This window comes from Rhodococcus sp. EPR-157, assembly GCF_001647195.1.
Taxonomy (GTDB): Bacteria; Actinomycetota; Actinomycetes; order Mycobacteriales; family Mycobacteriaceae; genus Rhodococcoides.
The window spans coordinates 1-18,381 of the sequence record NZ_LVCV01000062.1; the positions used below are offsets into that span (position 1 = coordinate 1).

Sequence of the window (18,381 nt, forward strand, 5' to 3'; positions counted from 1 at the left end):
ACGCCTGCACCTGTTCGCAGAGGGCCAGGTAGAAGTGCGGACCACCCAGGAACGCATACGCCTTACGCGGTTTACCGGCGATGTTGTCGCCCAGGAACCACGTGTTCGGGGCCAATGGCAGCAACGTCATCTGCAATATGTCGTTCGCCATCGTGTCCCACGCATTTTCGGCACTCGTCAGCGGTTCGACGGCCCGCGCACCCACCTCCGAGGCGCAGGCGATCGCGCCTGCAACGAAGTCGATCTGCTTCTCGATGAGCGTCGGAGTGTTGTATTGCGAAGCGGCGCTCGGTGGCCCGCAGATGTTGAACAAGTTCGGAAAGTTGACCGACGCGAGCCCGAGGAAGCTTGCCGGGCCATCTGCCCAGTGTTGCTTCAATGTCACACCGCCTCGCCCGACGGTGGGGACGGCCAGCTGCGCGCCGGTGAACGCGTCGAATCCGATCGACAGGATGATGACGTCGAATTCGTAGTCCTGGTCGCTCGTTCTGATACCACGTTCGGTGATGCGCTCGATGGGGGTGGACCGCGCATCGACCAGAACGACGTTGTCCTGGTTGTAGACCTCGTAGTAATTCGTTCCCAACGGAGGGCGCTTGGTGGCGTAGGGATGATCGACGGGACACAGCAGTTCAGCGGTCCGCGGGTCGTGTACCCGCGCCTTGATACGATCGCGAATGTACTCGGCAAGAGTGTCGTTCGCCTCCAGCGACGTCGAGATGTCGGTGAAACTCGAGATGGCAAGAGCCAGACCACCTCGTTCCCACATCTCGTCGTATCGTGCTTGCCGCTCCTCGGCCGTCACCGCCAGAGCCGACGTTCTGGGGAGTTCGAACCTGGCCCCGGTGACCGGACTCGCTTCGGCGCGGATCTGCGCATGATGGAGCGCGTTCCACTCCTGCTGCTCGGCATCGATAGGCCTGTTATCCAGAGGTGCAACATAATTGGCAGTACGTTGAAAGACCGTCAGGCTACCGGCAACTTCGGCGACCTCCTGAATGGTTTGAATCCCGGACGAACCGGTGCCCACGACCGCAATGCGCTTCCCGGTCAAGTCCACGTCGGTGGCCGGCCAGGTACTGGTGGCGTACAGCTCGCCCTCGAACGACTCCGAACCAGGAAACTCGGGCGCCTTGGGCTTGGACAATCCACCGGCGCCCGACACGACGAAACGGGCCGTGGTCTGTGCACCGTCGGAGGTGCGAACGGTCCACATCGCGTCGGTGTCGTCCCATTCGAGGCTGTCCACACCCACGCCGAAGGAGATGGAACGCCGAAGGTCCAGTCGATCGGTCACCCACTCGAAGTAGGCGAGGATCTCCGGCTGCCCGGCGAAGCGTTCGCTCCATCGCCACTCGTTCTCGAGTTCGTCGGAGAAGGAGAAGCTGTAGTAGACGGACTCGAAGTCGCATCGCGCCCCGGGATACCGGTTCCAGAACCACGTCCCTCCCGGTCCGTCTGCCAGATCGAACGCCGTGACGGTCATGTTCATCTCGTCGCGGAACTTGTGGATCGCGTACAAACCGGAGAACCCTGCCCCGATGACGACGACGTCAACATCTGCTTTCATGAGAGCTTCCTTACCTCGAATCTGCTGGTGACAGCGATGGTAAGGCGGTCTGCGTGGCCTGCGTCACGGCCATTTCACCAACCCGGCAGCGAATTTTGCGCCAAATGGTCAAACGATCAGGCAAGCCAGGCGTGCAGTCGAAGCGCAAGTTCGAGTTCCAGTCGTCGGCTTTCGATCGCGTAGCCCAACACCTTCTCGGCAGCGTCGAGTCGATAACGCACCGTGTTGTGGTGCAACCCCAATCGGCTGGCGGTGCCCCGAAAGTTCATCGACGACTGCAGGAACGCGTCGAGCGTCTCGCGCTGGCGTGCGGCACCGGACGCAGCGAGAGGACCGAGCACCGTTGTCATGAACGCCCTCGCGGTATCCGGATCAGCGGTACACAGGGCGACCATTTCGACGTCGTCGTATCGCACCCGTACCGGTGGTTCGGATCGCAAACCGGCGACGCGCAGCGCGGCCGTGGCGAATCGGTGACTGCTGACGAATCCCGGCAGCCCCGCCGCAGCCCGACCGACGGCAAGGGTGACGCCTGACATCGGAGTCGACCAATCGAATTGTCGCCCTTCCTGATACCGCACCCAGCACCACACCGTCCGCTGATCGGCAACCACCGTGACCTCGGTGGCAACGCCCGCCGACGACGTCAGGCGATACAGGGCGTTCTTCAGGTCCGAGGCACGGTCATCGTTGCTGTTCGAGCGGAGAATCAAACACAGATGCGGACCCGCCAAGGCCATGCCGAGCCTCTTCTCGATCAGGCCTGCGTCGCCGACGGTACCGTCGAGCACCGACTGCACGAATTCGATGTGCTCGCGAGATCGCTCCTCGGCGATGCGCGCCAACTCGGTGCGGTAGACGCCACCGATACCCTCCACCAAGGACTCCGTCCAGGACAGAATGAACCCCGTCCCGCGCCTGATGACCGCGATCTTGGTCGATTCGGACAGATCGGTGCGGAGCGCCGCCGTGTCGGTCCACAGCTCCACCACCCAGGACGCCACTATCCGATATCCCGCGCTCACCAGTTCCAGTGGCGCTCCCGATCGGACTATATGCAGCGTCTGATCAGCGACCTCCACCGACAGGTCGAACGAACTGGGCTCACGATTGCGGGCAAGTCCGTCGAGCAGAATCGGCAGATTGACCGCCCCACTACCCGCGACGAAGTCCCGCATACCCAAAGCCTCGATTTGCGGATGTCTGCTCATCACGAGTGTCGTCATGTCCTGAACGAGGTCGTCCACATTGGCCCACAGATCCGCCGCGATCTCGCGAACACCTCGATCGACGTCACGCGGGTCCGGTTGCATACCGACATTCTTCATCCGTCCATGTGCGTTCGGACGCACAACGACTCGATTGCCACGAGATCGCCGGGCCCGAGACTCAGTCCTCGTCGAGATGAAAGAGCTCGGCCAGATACAGCGCTACGCGGGCCTGCAGCGAACGCGCCGTGAGCGAGTGGCCGATCAAGGTCTCTGCCTTCCGAAGCCGGTACGTCACCGTATTTCTGGCGACGAACAGCGTGGCGGCAGTTGCACGAGTGTTGTGATTGTCCAGATACGTGGCCACTGTGCGGCGCAGTTCGGCAGTGCCTGCTCCCGGATCTGCCAGATCACCGAGCTCGTAGTCGACGAACTCCCTCGCCCGCTCTCGATCGGTGAGCAGCAGATCGAGCAGATCGATGTCCCGGTAGTGGGTCACCGAGGAATCGCCGCGTACGTAGTTCGCCAACCGATGGGCAACGACTGCTCTTTCGTGGCTCGTGCGAAAGCCTGCGGCGTCCCATCCTGGATCGCCCACGGCCATTCCCACCGAATCCGGAGGCCGCCAGCCCCATTCGGAATCGATCGGAGCGGGTGAATTGCCGAACGCCCAGAGCACAGCGTGCCCTCGGGGAACGAGCAGTACCTGTCGCGCGCCCAGCGCGACCAAGGCCTCTCGCGCAGCGTTGGTCAGCAACTCGTCCCATTCTCCGGGAGCGATCCGCGAGAACACAAGGGCGATATGCCAACGATGGACGACGTCGTAGCGAAGCCGACGCCCCACTTCGCCGAGATCCGTCTCGTCACCGTCGAGCAACGCTCGCAGCGCTGTCTCCCTCGAGATCAATGCCGACTCGTCGAATCGCTGCTGTTCTCCCTCGTATGCGCGGGCTACCTCCACCCAGTAGGCATCGATGAAGTCGAACGCGATATCGGTGACAGCGAGAAGTCGACTGCTTCTCTCCGGTTCGGCCGTCAACTGCGCACACGCTGCCATCAGCCTTCGTACCAGTGCGGCATGACCTTGACGGATCATCGCCCATTGATCGGTGAGGGTGATCCGGCGATGAACGAAGTCGCGGATCTGCGACTCCGATTCGTACGGCAGGGTCGAATCGGAAACCGAACCTTCGTACATGCACTCGAGCATCGACAGCGTCGCCGACTCCACTCCCAAACGGAGAGTGTCCAATTGGGCAGGCCCACCACCGATGTGCGGAAACTCGACGATATTGGCTTCCGCAATTTCTTTGGCGTGCTGAACACCCCACTCGACGGCATCGACGCCGATGATCGCCCCCACGCGTGCGACCGTCTGGGGCAGGCATACCGGAGCGATGTGGGACGGAGCATCGAGCCGTAACTCGCGCACCCAGGAACCGACGTCCACTTCGACCTCCGTTTCGTGCCCCATGCCACCGGGACCACGCACACGCTGAGCATAGCGCCCAAGAAGAGACGTCGATCACATCCACTCTTTGCGCACTGTGCCCTATCGAACGTCGGCGGCGACGGCGCAGACTTCGGTGTCTGCCGCTCGGCACCTCCACAAACATTCGGCACCTCCCCACACAAGGAGCAGATCTCATGACTTCGTCACTCGACCTCGATCGCACATACGGTGGGCGTCCCGACTCGGAACTGACCCGCGAACAGATAATCGACCGCAATCTGTTCGTCGTCGAGGACCACTTCCACAACGAAAACCCGGACTCCGTCGAGAAGGCCGTGGCGCTGTACGCCGACGACATCTCGTGGGAGGCCCCGACCCGGGGTCTCGTCATGACCGATCACCAGGAAATTCTCGAGGCGTACCGGGGCATCTTCCGCACGATCGAATACCGACGCGTCACTCCCCTTCGGCGCTTTGCAACGGAGACCTTCGTCTTCGACGACCAGATCGGCGAGGTGACCATCGTCGGCGACGACATGAAGAATCTGCCCTACCCCACAGGCACCGAGGTCAATTGCCGCCTCGTCCACCTTTTCGAGCTGAAGAACGGCAAGATCACCAGCGAGATCGCGTACGAGATGTGGCGCGAAGCAGGAAGTCCCGCTGCCGTCGACTTCGTGCCCGAGGGCTCTCCAGTGATCGAATTCGACAAATGACCGTCGCCGACGTCGGACCTGCCACTACCGTGCGTACCGTCGGCCACTGGATCGGTGGACGCGGCGAGTACTCCTCACGGACCCTGCCGGTTCTCGATCCAGCCACCGGCGCAGCCGTGGCCGACATGGCCGTCGGTTCTGCCGAGACGGTGGCCCGCGCCGTTGCAGCGGCACAGGACTCGTGGCCGCAGTGGCGCGACCGGACGATTGTCTCGCGTACCCGCGTCCTCGCCCGCTGGGCAGCGCTCGTCCGTGAGCACACCGACGAACTCGCGGCGTCGATTGCACTCGAGAACGGCAAGACCCTCGACGACGCACGGGGCGAACTTGCTCGCGGTGCCGACGCACTCGACGCCGCTGTCGCGGGCGGAGCAGGCCTCAAGGGTGAGCTCGTCGAGCAGACGGGTTCCGCTGTCGACACCGCCATGACTCTGCACTCGTTGGGCGTGTGCGTCGGAATCTCGCCCTTCAATTTTCCGGTGATGGTTCCGTTGGCTCAGGCTTCGTTCGCACTTGCCGCCGGCAACACGTTCGTTCTCAAACCGAGTGAGCAAGACCCGGGGCCGGCACTGCGGATCGCGGAATTGGCAACGCAGGCCAGAATTCCCGACGGCGTGTTCAATGTCGTCAACGGCGACCGCGTCACCGTCGAGCATCTGATCGACCACCCGAATGTCGCGGCCGTGGCCTTCGTCGGTTCGACCCCGACGGCCCGATCCGTGTACGCCAGAGCAGCTGCGAACGGCAAACGCGCCCAGGCGTTCGGTGGAGCAAAGAACCATCTCGTCGTGATGCCGGACGCGAATCTCGCCGCCGCCGCCGACGCTGTGACCTCGGCCGCGTTCGGATCGGCCGGCCAGCGGTGCATGGCCGTCACCACAGCTGTGGCCGTCGGAGACGTCGCCGACCGTCTCGTCCGTGAGTTGGCCATTCGGGCAAGGGCGATCCGAATCGGTGCAGCCCACACGACCGGAACCGAGATGGGCCCGTTGATCTCGAAGGACGCACAGACTCGGGTCCGTGATTCGGTGTCGGGAGCCATTGCCGACGGCGCCGTGGCCGTGGTCGATCGCAGCACCGAGCAACCCGACGGACACCCGGACGGGTTCTTCGCCGGCCCCGCCATCCTCGACCATGTCACCGCCGACATGGAGGTCTATCGCCACGAGGTGTTCGGCCCGGTTCTGGGAATCGTCCGAGTCGACAGCTTCGACGACGCCGTGACCCTGATCGAGAACAACCCGTACGGGAACGGCTCGGCGATATTCACATCCGACGGCGCGAGCGCTCGCGCGTTCCAACGGCGGGTACCGACCGGAATGGTCGGCATCAATGTGCCGATCCCCGTTCCCGTCGCCACCTTCGGCTTCGCCGGATGGAAGGCATCAGCTTTCGGGGACACCGGGCTGCACGACGCATCGTGGCGGTTCTACACCCGGCCCAAATATGTCACCTCCCGCTGGGACGAGTCGCGCACCGGTATCGACCTGGGATTTCGCCCCAACTGACGAGCACCGCCCTACGAAAGGAACAGCAAAAATGAGGTTGATCGGATTTCGACTCGACGGAGTCGATCGGATAGGGCGCGTAGCAGACGGCATCGTTCACGATCTGGGTGACATGCGAGCGTTCTTCCACGGCGGCCCCGAGGCCGGATACGAGCCCCGGGAAACGGGAAGGTACTGGCCCGTCGAGGACGTGCATCGAATCCCTCCCGTCCCGGACAACGCGCGGATCTTCTGCGTCGGAATCAACTATCACGACCATGCGACGGAGGCGAAAGAAACTGGAGGACTCGATCTTCCGAAGTTCCCGATGGTGTTCGGTCGATGGGCACAGTCTCTGGTCGTTCACGACACAGCTGTCCCCGTTCCTCCCAATGAACCAGGTCTGGACTGGGAGGCAGAGCTCGCGGTGGTCATCGGTAGAACCGTTCGCTGCGCGGATCGGAGCACAGCACTCTCCGGAGTCTTCGGATACACCGCATTCAACGACCTGTCGGCCCGAAAGAAACAGCAGGAAACGACCCAATTCACGTTGGGGAAGAATGCCGATTTCTCCGGACCCATCGGGCCGGTACTCGTGACCGCAGACGAAATACCGTCGGGCGGTGTCGGACTTCGCGTTCAGGCACGCGTGAACGGCGAAACGATGCAGGACGCCAATACCGACGACCTGATCCAAGACGTCGCCGCGATCATCGAGTACATCACCGACACAGTCACATTGCTGCCCGGCGACGTGATCGCCACCGGAACGCCCGGCGGTGTCGGCTTTGCTCGAAAGCCTCCGATTCTCCTGAACGCCGGAGACGTCGTGGAAGTCGAGGTCGACCGTATCGGCACGGTCCGTACCCCGATCATGGCCCATACCGGAGGCTGATTCGGGTAATCGACCAGCGTGCCGTGCGGGAAAGTTCGTGGTTCGAGCTACCCTGTTCGTCGGGCCGAATACGGCCTGCACGCAGGGGATTGGGGGGGCGATGGTCCGGCGAGGTGACGGCAGCATCGACCACAACGCGATCCTGACGCTGCAGGCACTACTGCACGAGCAGAGCGTCACCGGTGCCGCCCGACGGCTATTTCTGAGCCCACAGGCGGTGAGCGGGGCGCTGGCTCGATTGAGACTGCACTACGACGACGAACTACTCGAGCGCGTCGGCCGCGACTACCGCCTCACCGCGGTGGCCGAGGAGCTGAAGGTGGAGGTCGACCGGGTTGTCGCTATTCTCGATTCGGCATTGCGTCCGGCCGATCGGATCGATCCGGCCGCTCCGGGACGGCTGTATTCGGTCATGGCAACCGACCACGCGCTGGGCCAGCTCGCCGGCCCTGTGACCACGGTGCTCGCGGAGGCTGCACCGGAGGTCACCGTGCGGTTCGACACCTATCCCGACGCCGAGGCCGACTTTCCGGCCCAGCTCCTCGTCACCGACGTCGTCGTGGCGCCGGAAACAGACGGGATACCGGGTAGGCACCGGGACCTTCTCGACGAGCGGTTGGTCTGCGTCGTGGCGGGATCGGGCCGCAGCGGCGCGGATGCTGAGCTGACGATCGCAGATCTCGAGTCGCTGCCGATGGTGTGTGCCCGGAGGTCTTCCGTATCGGCGGCCGTCGACCGCGTGCTCGAGAAAGCCGGCGTCCGCCAGGAACAGCGGACCGTCGTGGCCAACGATCTGATTCTTCCGTTCGTACTGGCCGAGATGCCGTCCTATGCCTTCGTTCCCGAGTCGGTCGTCCGAGGGTGGACGGCCGGACTCGGGCTGACCGAAGTGAGCGTCCCGCTCGACCTGCCCCGCCTGGTGCATTCTGCCTATTGGCATCCGAGCCGTGACGGTGACGCAGCTGTCCAGTGGTTGATCGGAGTCCTGGTCGACGCAGCGGATATCTGGCGCAGACATCAGAGCGACGGCGCGAACTCGTCCTGAACCGCTGCGGCTGCGGCTACGAGGGTCGAACGCAACCACGCGTGCGCGGGGTCGAGATCCCGTACCGGGTGCCAGTGCAGTGCTTCGTGCATGTCCAGAAGCGGATATGGAGGGTGGATCACGACGAACTGACCGGTCCTCGCGGCGCGGCGAGCGACCCGTTCGGGGACGAGGGCCACCGCATCCGAACCACTCACGGCGTACAACGACCCGAGCCCTCCGAGAACCTCGACTGAGGGACGACGATCGGGACCTCTGTCGTCGATCCATCGGTCGACAACCGTCGTCGACGATCCCGGAAACCGAATGCCGATGGTCGGCATCAGCGGGTAGCTCGCAGCATCGACCGTCCCGTCGCGCAGGAATCGGTTGTCCCGATCGACGAACCCGACTATCCGATCCCGATACAGCAGTATGTGATTGCCGTAGACCCCCATGCCCAGCGGAGACACGACGGCGTCGCAATTGAGCAGTGCCTCGGTTCCTTCGGTCAGACCCGCGAACATGTCGACGAATTCGACTGTGACCGTGCACCTGCGCGCGCGAAGCAATCCTGTCAAGGGTCCGTGCAGCACCGCGACGGCGTAGTCGCTCGCAGCCACGCGAAACACTCGATCGTCGGTGAGAGGGTCGAATGCGGCGTCCAGTCTCAGCACACCACGGATGAGCACACTCGCCGCCCGTGCAGCCGGAAGTAGTTGTCGTGCAAAGGATGTAGGACGAAAGTCCCGACCGATCCGAACGAGCAACTCGTCACCGAAATACTGGCGCAGCTTCGTCAGGGTGGCGCTCATCGCGGGTTGAGATGTGCCGATGGCAGCGGCCGCATTGGTGAGATTTCGCTCGTCCAACAAGGCGACCAGAGCGTCGATCACGTTCAGGTCCAGCCGAAGGAGTGCCGATTCGGCGAAGTGGGGATCCATTTCCCGGTTCGTCACGATTCTCTTCGACACCCTCTCCGCCTGAACATAACTCGGATCGACAGCACCACCGACCGGCCGTCTCGTGACACTACGCGCATTGCTGGCTCGGCGATGAAAAGCACGAGAATTCACCCTCGGTGAATCGAATAGCAGGCATCACTACAGGCGACAACACCACCGAGCCGAACGGCCCTACTGTGAGGAGCACAACACCTGTCGCACCCGTCGACGGTGGACGCGCACTCGCGAATTCTCGAAAGGCTTCCTCATGACCACACTCACCTTGGATCCCATCGCCTCCGACACACCGGACGACGCCGCCGCCCGCAGCGCTGCGATGACCGACCGTCTCTTGGCGGAGATCGACCGAGTCGAGCCGGAATTCGTGGCCGAGATCGCCGGAAACGAAGAAGCCGGTCGGCTCAGCCCTCGATCATTGGATCTGCTACGAGACTTGAACATTCCGTTGATGATGCTGCCAGAGGAGTACGGCGGGTACGGCATGTTCCCCATCGATGCGCTACCGGTGTTGGTCCGGTTGGCGCGAATCGACTCGTCGATCGGATGGATCGGCGGCAACTGGTCGTGCTCAGGAGTGTTTCTGAGCTACCTCGAATCGGACGCAGTCGAGGAGGTTCTCGGTGACGAGGTCGGCTACTTCGGTGTATCGGGGGCTCCGACCGGAACCGCTCGCATCACGGACGGCGGATACGTGCTCAGTGGCAAATGGGGGTTCGGAAGTGGCAATCTCCATGCCGCGTGGGTTTTGGTCAACGCACGAGTTCTCAGCAGTGACGGCAGTCCGGTACCCGGACCCGGCGGCGGGCCCACCATTGCCACCTTCCTGGTGCCGGGAACAGCGATCGAATCCCACGGCAATTGGGACGTGATCGGTCTGCGCGGCACCGGTAGCGTCGACTTCTCGATCACCGAGCAGTTCGTCCCGAACCGCCACCGGACCGATATGTTCGGCCCTCCCAAGCGCGGGGGCAGGCAGATCTCCGGTTCGTTTCTGTCGGTCTTGCCGCTCCTGCACACCTCGTTTGCGTTGGGAACTGCCGAGGGCATTCTGCGCGATCTCGGGACGCTCGCGAGTACGCCGAATTCGAGAGGCGACAAGCTGGCCGACGAGAGCACGTTTCGAGTCGGCTACGCACGCCAGGACATCGCGGTCGCCTCGGCACGGGCGCTGGTATACGAATACTGGCGCGAGGTAGACCACCACCTGAAGTCTGGTGCAGTTCCGCTGCCGCGCCGCACTTTCACTCACTTGCGCCAAGCCACCGTGAATATGCACGACGTGCTTCGCGACCTCGCTGTGTTCGCCTTCAAACGAGGGAGCGGCACGACACTGCACGACGGTCCGCTGCAACGGAGAATTCGTGACGCTTTGGCGGGATGTCAACACCTGATCGCCACGGAGGCGCAGTACGTCGATATCGGCTGGGAGCTGCTCGGTGCGCCACCGAACCGCGTCTGGGGCGACCGGTCGCTGATCGAAATACCCGGCTGACCGACACTCGAGACGAAAAGGACCACCGACATGACCACAATCGCTCCGGACGGCATCGCCTCGCCCACCCTCATCGAGATCGCCACGACGGCCGGTTCGATGCCGGTCCGCACCGCAGGCGACCCCGCTGCCCATGCCGCCGTCATCGTGGTGCATCAGGCGAGCGGACCCACCCCGCAGATCGACGCAGTGATCGCCGATCTGGCCGGTCTCGGCTACTACGCGGTGGCTCCCGACCTGTTCTATCGCAAGAAGAACGAACCAGTGCCGTTTCCGTCCGACCCGTCGATGCTGCCCGCGTTCGACGCCTGGTTGCCCGGTGACTCCGACCTGCTCACCGACCTGTCGGCATTGATCGATCGCCTCGGCGACAACGGGTTCGATCTGGGCCACATCGGCGTCATGGGATATTCGTTCGGTGGCCGAGCCACGTATCTGGCAGCGTCGACGTGGCCACTCGCGGCTGCCGTCACCTACTACGCCGGCGGCATCGGACGTCACCTGCATGTCGGTAACCCCGATCTGGCAGACCTACGCCGCAACACTCTCCGCACACCATGGCTCGGGCTGTACGGCGAAGCCGATCACTTCATCGGCGAGGGCGAGCTCGATCTGCTCGAGGCCCTCGTCGACAGCGCCCCGGTCGTGACCTCGTTGGTCCGCTACCCAGGCGTCCAGCACTCCTTCGACGTGGACGTGCCTGATGCACCCGGCGCGTTCGACGCAGGCGCAGCCGCGAACGCCAGGTCACGGGCCATCGACTTCCTCAGCCAGCACCTCCAGCGGGACGACCGACAAGAATTGATCGACACTCTGTCACAGCAGAACTGGGTGGACGACCCGATGGCAGGCTTCGTCGCACCGGATGCCCTTCGAGCCTCCTCCCCTGTGTGGCCCGATTCTCGTTGGGCATCAGTCGAATTGACAATGCACATTCGGAACGACCAGCGTGAGGTGAGGGAGTACCTGTTGCGACGCATGGAGCCTGCACCGGTCGAAGTGCCGATTGCTGTGGTTTTCGACCTGGGCGGTGACGATCGGCGCGCTCGAATCTACTTCGACAAGTCGTTGTTCGGCTCGAAACAGCCTCGTCGACCGATACTGGCACCGAGCGAAAACGACTTGCCTCCCGACCTCGCCGAGTACCACCGCGCACTCGTCAGCGGTGACCGCGAGAGTCTCGAGAACATCATCGCCCCGGACGCCCGAATGCAGTCCCCGTACGGCGAGATCGACCGAGATCGATTCGTCGCAGAGTTTGCGACGCCGCCCGGTGGACCCACACGCGGTGCGCCGATTCAGTATTGCACCGTGACCTCCGAGTCCGGGACGTACGCCTGCGAGTTCATCGGCTGGCGACGCCCACCTCATTGTGGCGTTGCGGTGTACCGATTCGAGGACGGAAAGATGCAGGCCATGCGTGTGTTCGAAGGCCCGGTATTCCGATGACAGCCATCGGTGACGAAACCATGAAGATCGATGACTTCGTGGCGGTGTTCCGCCACCACGCCGCGGGAGTGGCAGTGGTGACCGCCGCAGGGCCCGACGGTCCGGTGGCCATGACCGTGACGTCGCTGTTCTCCGTCAGCGCCGAGCCCCCGATGTTCGCGTTCAGTGCATCGTCGCTGTCCTCGAGCTCGTCGGCGATACTTGCCGCCGATACCGTTGTGGCACATATCCTCGACGGTGACAACCTCGGTATCGGCAGGCTCGGAGCCACGTCCGCCACGGATCGCTTCTCGGTCCCGTGGCGCGAGTTGGCGACGGGAGAACCCGTCTACGACGGCGTCACGTCCTGGGTCAGAGGTGAGATCGTCTCACTCGTTGAAGCCGGACAATCCACCGTGGTCGTTGCGCGAGCCCTGGAGGGCAGGGCGGAGGGCGACCCTCGGACGCCGCTTGTCTATCACGCACGCGAATGGCATGCCTTGGGTCGTCACTCTCTGATTGCGTGATCTCAGACAGCCATGCCCAGCCTGATGCGATTTCCTTCGACGCCGACCAAAGGTTAGCCTGTACTCATGCGCGCCTTGGGTGCGCTGCGCCGTCGGGCAACCCCCGGCGGCTCATTGCTGTCTGAAACCGAAGGACATCTGTCGTGCTCAACGTTCGTCGCCGTGCCGGAACCCTCGCCGCCTCGGTCGCCCTGGTCGGATCGCTGGTCGCGTGCGGAGCATCCGAGGAGGTGCCCGAAACGGCCGCGGAAGCCACCGACGGTGGGACGTCGTACCCGCTGACGATCGAGAATTGCGGTGAATCGGTGACGTTCACTTCCGCTCCGCAGCGGGTGGTCTCGCTCGATCAGAACTCCACCGAAATTCTGCTCTCGCTCGGCGTGGAGGACCGCATGGTCGGTACCGCGTCGTGGACCGACCCGATCCGTGAGAACCTGGCCGACGCGAATTCCTCGGTTCCCCGACTGGCAGACAACGCCCCCACCTACGAAGTGGTGGTCGACACCGAACCCGATCTCGTCACCGCGTCGTTCGGACGCCACTTCGAGCAGGGCGGCGTCGCAGAACGATCACGCTTCGCCGAAACCGGCGCTGCATCGTATCTTTCACCCACCGATTGCGATGCCGGTCGTAGCGTAAACGGTGGCAACACCCGAACGACACCGCTCACCATGGATTCGCTGTACCAGGAGATCACCGAACTGGCGGCAATCTTCGACGTCAACGAGCGTGGTGCCGAGTTCGTCGACGAACTGAAGACGCGCATGGCCGATGCCACCGCGACAACTGCTGAATCGGGCGTCTCCGTGGCTTTCTGGTTCGCGGACACCAAGAGCCCGTACATCGCGGGCGGACGCGGGTCGGCCGATCTCCTCGCCAGAACGGTCGGCATGACCAACGTCTTCGCCGATACCGACGACGACTGGCCCGCTGTCGGTTGGGAGACCATGGTGGATCGGGATCCGACCGTCCTCGTGCTGGGTGACTTGGCGCGCAACCGTTTTCCCGGCGATCTGCTCGCCGACAAGATCGCGTTCCTCGAGTCCGACCCCGTCACCAGCACGATGGCAGCCGTCCGCGACAAGCGCTACATCTCGCTGCACGGCGCTGAGATGAACCCGTCGATCCGGGCCGTCGACGGTGTCGAAAAGGTGTCGGCCGGCCTGCGCGAGATGGGGCTGTCGTCCTGACCGCGACCATCAGCCCCCGGCCATCCGTCCTGCGCTCCCCCACCTCGCGCCACCTGTGGCGTTGGGTGTTGGCCGTGCTCGGCGGCGTCGTGCTGTGCGTGGTGTCGATCCTTGTCGCCATCACCCTCGGTCCGGCGAACATCTCACTGGTCAACGTCCGCGATGTGGTGCTCAACCATCTCGGCGTCACCGATGTACCGGTGAAGGTGTCGAAGAACGCGATCATCTGGGAGGAGCGGCTACCCCGGGCCCTGGTCGCCGCCGCCAGTGGTGTCGGCCTCGGGATCTGCGGCGTCATCATGCAGTCTCTCCTGCGTAATCCGCTGGCGGACCCGTTCGTGCTGGGGGTTTCCTCGGGTGCGTCGACGGGTGCCGTCGTGGTCGGCGTTCTCGGTGTCGGCGGCGCCGCACTAGGACTGTCCGGGGGTGCGTTCATCGGTGCGTTGGTCGCGTTCGGTCTGGTGCTGTTTCTCGCCCGGATGTCCGGCAGTGGAAACGACCGCGTCATCCTTGCCGGCGTTGCGACCACCCAATTGTTCTCGGCACTCACTTCTTTCGTGATCTTCGCATTCGCGGACTCCGACGAGACCCGCGGCGTGATGTTCTGGCTCCTCGGATCGTTCGAGGGGGTGCGCTGGAACGACGTCGTGCTGTGCGTGACGGTGGCGGGTATCGGCGCGGTGGTGTGTTGCTACTACGCGTACGTGCTCGATGCGTTCGCATTCGGCAACTCGGTGGCATCCTCGTTGGGCTTCGACGTCAAGAAGGTCCGCCTGGCGCTGCTCGTCGGCACCGCCCTGATCACGGCCACGTTGGTCAGCGTGGCCGGAGCCATCGGATTCGTCGGCCTTATTCTTCCACACGCAGCGCGACTACTGGTGGGCCCCAATCACAGCCGACTCGTGCCGACGACCGCGATCATCGGCGCGATCTTCATGGTGTGGGTCGACGCCGTCTCCCGGGTGGCTTTCGCGCCCACCCCACTTCCGGTGGGCGTCGGAACCGCACTGGTCGGCGTCCCCGCCTTCATCGCGATCATGGCTCGCAAGAAAGGAATTCGATGACGCTGCACGCGTCGAACGTCTCCTGGAAGCGTGGCGGCGCGCTGGTGGTCGACGGGGTGACACTACATCCTGGCCCAGGCCGCATGGTGGGACTGTTGGGCCCCAACGGTTCCGGAAAATCCTCACTGCTCCATCTCATGGCCGGAGCGGCGACACCCACCTCCGGCGTCGTCGAGCTGGACGGCGCAGAACTCGGTTCACTCAAACGCAAACACATCGCCGGGGCCGTCGCCGTCGTCGGACAGCACGCCCACACGGACATGGATGTCACGGTTCGCGACGTGGTCCGGCTCGGCAGGATTCCGCACCGCGGAGCCTTCGGCGGGAACGAGAAGGACGAGGACGCGGTGGACAATGCCCTCGCGCACACCGGGCTCACCGACAAGGCGGATCGGTTGTGGCGCACCTTGTCCGGAGGCGAGCAGCAGCGGGCGCACATTGCTCGCGCTCTTGCCCAGCAACCCCGAGAGATGCTGCTGGACGAACCCACCAACCATCTCGACATCCACCATCAACTCGAGCTGCTGGCCCTCGTCGCCCGCCTGCCGATCACCAGCGTCGTCGCGCTCCACGACCTGAACCTGGCCGCAATGTTCTGCGACGAGGTACTTGTCCTCAAGGACGGCAAGGTCGTCGCCGGCGGCACACCCGCAGACGTACTCACCGAGGAACTCATCGCAGAGGTGTACGAAGTGCGGGCGCGAGTGTCCGTCGACGGCGACGACGGTCGAGTGCACATACGATTCGACGCGGCATCGGTCTCGTACGTCAGCTGACCACCGGTCGGCCCGCTCGACCTCCCTGCACAAGACGGGACACCGTCCTCAGGTCTACCGTCCCGGCGACGGCTAGCGCGTCCGAAACTGCGGCCCCACAATGGTATTGGCGACCTTTCCGAGCCGTTCTACCTCGACCTCGACGACGTCACCCGGGACCATGAGCCACGGGGGCGTTCGGGCGTACCCGACTCCTGATGGCGTACCGGTCGCCAGCAGATCTCCAGGGTTCAGCGTGAAAGTTCGGGAGATGTGCGAGAGCGTCTCGCCGATCGAGTAGATCATCCGGTCGGTGTTGGACGACTGTACGGTGGTGCCGTTGACTCGTGTCTCGATCCGCAACCCATCGCGCAGATCTCCCACGTCCTCTGCTGGGACGAGCGGGCCAAGCGGACCCGACCGATCAGCGTTCTTTCCCAGGATCCACTGCGAAGTGAGCTTCTGGGCGCGTCGTGCCGTGATGTCGTTGAAGACCGAGTAACCGATGACGGCTTTCGAGGCATCCTCCGGCGTCGCGTCCACCAGCGATTGGCCCACCCACGCGACAACTTCACCCTCCCAGTCCAAGCCCTGTTCGTCAGCGGGTACCGGAATCTCCGTGCCGCCGACGGTCAGAGAGCTGGTCCACCGAGCGAAAAGCGTCGGGTACGGCGGTAGGTCGTCATCTCTGAAGGACCCTTCTGCGACGTGGTCGGCATAGTTGAGGCCGATACAGATGACGCGTGCACTGGGCAGTACGGGCGGCACCAACCTCACATCGGCGACCGGAACGTCGCGTTCGGGCTGCTTCAGCAATGCCTCCCGGGGAGCGGCCCAGAACGACGACAGTTCGCATATTGTGGCAACGGCATCACCGGATTCGGACAGGCGTCCGACGTCGACATGGCCGTCCGGGAACTGCACCCCGACGATTCGTGAACTCATTGTCCTGACTCCTGCCTCAGATGATTCGAGAAGAGCGCCGGTGCTCGTACCGGGAGACCGCGTCGAGGGTGCGTGCCCTGGTTTCGGTGGTGAACTGTCGGTACAGCTCTCCCGCCGCCTCGGGTTCGCCCAGCTCGAGCGCGGACAGCATCGTTCGGAAGGCTGTTCCGTTGACCCGTCCTGCAGCGTTCTTGTCCTCCGCCGGTGGGTCGATTGCCATCAGAAGCACCCACAGTCGTTGCAGGTGCGGAAACAGGCGTGCACTGACTCGAGCGAGCCAGGGGTTGCCGGTGGCACCGATGACTCCCTCGAACAGCACCGCAATCGTTGCAGCCGTGGCATCCACCGGGTCGACGTCGGTCCCCAGTGGCTCACCCGCTGCCAAACCTCGTAACAGCGTCAATGTCCGATCGTCTACCTTTCCTGTCGCGGTGGCACCGATCATGAACCCGATGTTCTCGAAGACGTCGAACAGTGCAACGGTGTCGTCGACCGAGATATCGGCCACCTGATACCCGTTTCGAGGAACGACATACAGGAGGTCATCCGAAATCAATCTGGTGACGGCCTCGCGGGTAGGAGTTCTGCCGAATCCGGAAAGTTCTTGCAGCTGAGCTTCGTTGAGCCATTGACCGGGCTCCACCCGCCACGTGACCAACGATCGGCGGAGGTTCGCGTATGCCGACTGCGCATGGGGAACCGGCACCGAATCCGCCCGTCCTGACGGAAGTCCCGACGTACTGACGGACATGTTCACCCTTTCGCTCGACTGGTTCCGATGTGGGCCGCCGACGTCCGGGACACCATCTTTCGCCTGTTGAAAATCTTAACCGGTATTGCCGAAACCTTGCGATATCTAGATATATCACGATATACCTATGGAACGGAGCGAAGGAGATTCACATGAGCGTCAACGTCGACGTTGCAATTGTCGGATTCGGACCGGGCGGAGAGGTGCTGGCGTCACTGCTCGGGCAGGCCGGCCATCGAGTGGTGGTGTTCGACAAGTTTCCAGCACCCTACGGACTACCGCGGATGAGCACCTTGGACGGCGAGATTGCGCGGCTGCTGCAGCACGCCAGCAACGCCGAGCAAGCGCTCCAGGGCTCCATCCCTCAACCATTCGTTCGCCTGTTCGGCGCTGACGACAGGCCTGCGGTGACGTTCGATTGGTCACAGGAGTTGTGCGGGCACCCGTATCGGCTGAGCTTGCACCAACCCAACATCGAGTCGGCGATGCAACAGAAGATCGCCGAGTGCAGCAACGTCGACGTGCGTTGGGGTTCGGAGGTAGTCGCAGTCGACGACCTCGGCGATCGCGTACGCGTCACGGCCAGGCCGGTGGACCGTGGCGAGGACGAACACGTCGAGGCCACCTGGGTGGTCGGTATGGACGGAGCGTCGAGCTTCGTGCGCACCGCAGTCGACCTACCCGTCAACGTCGTTCATACACACGACGATCAGTGGTACCTCACCGATTTCGACATACTGGATCCCGACCTCGACCCTCCCGCCACCGAAATCCACATGCTGCCCCACGGACCGTACTTCTGGGGGCCGAACGGGGCACGTCGGTGCCGAACCGACGTCCGGTTGGTTCCCGGTCAGGATCCGGCCGACCTCGCCGACGAGGAGCACGGGTACCGCTGGCTCGAAGAGCAC

17 protein-coding genes are annotated in these 18,381 nt (G+C 63.6%); 11 read left to right on the plus strand and 6 right to left on the minus strand.

The features are described from left to right. The 3 genes from A2J03_RS02575 to A2J03_RS02585 all read right to left on the minus strand — a co-directional run. Positions 1-1,570 (minus strand): flavin-containing monooxygenase (locus A2J03_RS02575; RefSeq protein ID WP_156520159.1); only part of this gene is annotated, 1,570 nt, incomplete at its 3' end. Positions 1,571-1,686: 116 nt separating this feature from the next. Beyond that, positions 1,687-2,883, minus strand: a complete 1,197-nt coding sequence (locus A2J03_RS02580) for a PucR family transcriptional regulator (RefSeq protein ID WP_197480588.1) — start codon at positions 2,881-2,883, stop codon at positions 1,687-1,689. Between the two features lie 76 nt (positions 2,884-2,959). Continuing rightward, a complete protein-coding gene (locus A2J03_RS02585) occupies positions 2,960-4,270 on the minus strand; it encodes a PucR family transcriptional regulator (protein ID WP_068369326.1) in 1,311 nt (436 codons plus the stop codon). A 155-nt stretch (positions 4,271-4,425) separates the two neighbouring features. On the opposite strand from A2J03_RS02585, the gene A2J03_RS02590 reads away from it, so the two are divergent. The 4 genes from A2J03_RS02590 to A2J03_RS02605 all read left to right on the plus strand — a co-directional run bounded on the left by A2J03_RS02590 (position 4,426) and on the right by A2J03_RS02605 (position 8,374). Then, positions 4,426-4,947, plus strand: a complete 522-nt coding sequence (locus tag A2J03_RS02590; RefSeq protein WP_068369330.1) for a nuclear transport factor 2 family protein — start codon at positions 4,426-4,428, stop codon at positions 4,945-4,947. Then, a complete protein-coding gene (gene mmsA, locus A2J03_RS02595; RefSeq protein ID WP_197480589.1) occupies positions 4,944-6,455 on the plus strand; it encodes a CoA-acylating methylmalonate-semialdehyde dehydrogenase in 1,512 nt (503 codons plus the stop codon). Before A2J03_RS02590 ends, mmsA begins: the two co-directional genes overlap by 4 nt. A gap of 31 nt (positions 6,456-6,486) precedes the next feature. Continuing rightward, positions 6,487-7,329, plus strand: a complete 843-nt coding sequence (locus A2J03_RS02600) for a fumarylacetoacetate hydrolase family protein (RefSeq protein WP_068369333.1) — start codon at positions 6,487-6,489, stop codon at positions 7,327-7,329. A gap of 100 nt (positions 7,330-7,429) precedes the next feature. Further along, complete coding sequence (locus A2J03_RS02605; RefSeq protein WP_068369336.1) at positions 7,430-8,374, plus strand: LysR family transcriptional regulator; 945 nt, start codon at positions 7,430-7,432, stop codon at positions 8,372-8,374. Here the strand turns inward: A2J03_RS02605 and A2J03_RS02610 are convergent. After that, positions 8,347-9,312, minus strand: a complete 966-nt coding sequence (locus A2J03_RS02610) for a LysR family transcriptional regulator (protein WP_156520160.1) — start codon at positions 9,310-9,312, stop codon at positions 8,347-8,349. The genes A2J03_RS02605 and A2J03_RS02610 overlap by 28 nt on opposite strands. 253 nt (positions 9,313-9,565) lie before the next feature. On the opposite strand from A2J03_RS02610, the gene A2J03_RS02615 reads away from it, so the two are divergent. The 6 genes from A2J03_RS02615 (at position 9,566) to A2J03_RS02640 (ending at position 15,795) form a co-directional block, all read left to right on the plus strand. Further along, on the plus strand, positions 9,566-10,810 hold the full coding sequence (locus tag A2J03_RS02615) for a hypothetical protein (protein ID WP_068369337.1): 1,245 nt from the start codon (positions 9,566-9,568) through the stop codon (positions 10,808-10,810). Between the two features lie 30 nt (positions 10,811-10,840). Further along, positions 10,841-12,259: a dienelactone hydrolase family protein gene (locus A2J03_RS02620; protein WP_068369341.1), complete on the plus strand. Its 1,419-nt coding sequence runs from the start codon at positions 10,841-10,843 to the stop codon at positions 12,257-12,259. Beyond that, entirely contained in the window at positions 12,256-12,765 is a 510-nt protein-coding gene (locus tag A2J03_RS02625; protein ID WP_068369342.1) for a flavin reductase family protein, read from the plus strand. Before A2J03_RS02620 ends, A2J03_RS02625 begins: the two co-directional genes overlap by 4 nt. A 143-nt stretch (positions 12,766-12,908) precedes the next feature. After that, a complete protein-coding gene (locus A2J03_RS02630; protein ID WP_068369344.1) occupies positions 12,909-13,955 on the plus strand; it encodes an ABC transporter substrate-binding protein in 1,047 nt (348 codons plus the stop codon). A 68-nt stretch (positions 13,956-14,023) separates the two neighbouring features. Then, positions 14,024-15,019 carry a FecCD family ABC transporter permease gene (locus A2J03_RS02635; protein ID WP_442971315.1) on the plus strand — a complete coding sequence of 332 codons (996 nt, stop codon included), beginning with the start codon at positions 14,024-14,026 and terminating at the stop codon, positions 15,017-15,019. Further along, positions 15,016-15,795 carry an ABC transporter ATP-binding protein gene (locus A2J03_RS02640; protein WP_068369345.1) on the plus strand — a complete coding sequence of 260 codons (780 nt, stop codon included), beginning with the start codon at positions 15,016-15,018 and terminating at the stop codon, positions 15,793-15,795. The genes A2J03_RS02635 and A2J03_RS02640 overlap by 4 nt, the downstream gene beginning before the upstream one ends. Positions 15,796-15,867: 72 nt before the next feature. On the opposite strand, the gene A2J03_RS02645 is transcribed toward A2J03_RS02640, so the two are convergent. Then, complete coding sequence (locus tag A2J03_RS02645; RefSeq protein WP_068369348.1) at positions 15,868-16,719, minus strand: fumarylacetoacetate hydrolase family protein; 852 nt, start codon at positions 16,717-16,719, stop codon at positions 15,868-15,870. Between the two features lie 16 nt (positions 16,720-16,735). Further along, positions 16,736-17,470: a GntR family transcriptional regulator gene (locus A2J03_RS02650; RefSeq protein WP_068369350.1), complete on the minus strand. Its 735-nt coding sequence runs from the start codon at positions 17,468-17,470 to the stop codon at positions 16,736-16,738. A 152-nt stretch (positions 17,471-17,622) separates the two neighbouring features. On the opposite strand from A2J03_RS02650, the gene A2J03_RS02655 reads away from it, so the two are divergent. Continuing rightward, a partial coding sequence (locus tag A2J03_RS02655) for an FAD-dependent monooxygenase (RefSeq protein WP_197480590.1) occupies positions 17,623-18,381 on the plus strand: 759 nt, incomplete at its 3' end.

Excerpts from the sequence above, each read along its gene's own strand:
- A2J03_RS02580 (WP_197480588.1), bottom strand. The coding sequence starts at position 2,883 with ATGCAACCGGACCCGCGTGACGTCGATCGAGGTGTTCGCGAGATCGCG.
- A2J03_RS02590 (WP_068369330.1), top strand. The coding sequence starts at position 4,426 with ATGACTTCGTCACTCGACCTCGATCGCACATACGGTGGGCGTCCCGAC.
- mmsA (WP_197480589.1), top strand. The coding sequence starts at position 4,944 with ATGACCGTCGCCGACGTCGGACCTGCCACTACCGTGCGTACCGTCGGC.
- A2J03_RS02600 (WP_068369333.1), top strand. The coding sequence starts at position 6,487 with ATGAGGTTGATCGGATTTCGACTCGACGGAGTCGATCGGATAGGGCGC.
- A2J03_RS02605 (WP_068369336.1), top strand. The coding sequence starts at position 7,430 with ATGGTCCGGCGAGGTGACGGCAGCATCGACCACAACGCGATCCTGACG.
- A2J03_RS02615 (WP_068369337.1), top strand. The coding sequence starts at position 9,566 with ATGACCACACTCACCTTGGATCCCATCGCCTCCGACACACCGGACGAC.
- A2J03_RS02620 (WP_068369341.1), top strand. The coding sequence starts at position 10,841 with ATGACCACAATCGCTCCGGACGGCATCGCCTCGCCCACCCTCATCGAG.
- A2J03_RS02625 (WP_068369342.1), top strand. The coding sequence starts at position 12,256 with ATGACAGCCATCGGTGACGAAACCATGAAGATCGATGACTTCGTGGCG.
- A2J03_RS02640 (WP_068369345.1), top strand. The coding sequence starts at position 15,016 with ATGACGCTGCACGCGTCGAACGTCTCCTGGAAGCGTGGCGGCGCGCTG.
- A2J03_RS02645 (WP_068369348.1), bottom strand. The coding sequence starts at position 16,719 with ATGAGTTCACGAATCGTCGGGGTGCAGTTCCCGGACGGCCATGTCGAC.
- A2J03_RS02650 (WP_068369350.1), bottom strand. The coding sequence starts at position 17,470 with ATGTCCGTCAGTACGTCGGGACTTCCGTCAGGACGGGCGGATTCGGTG.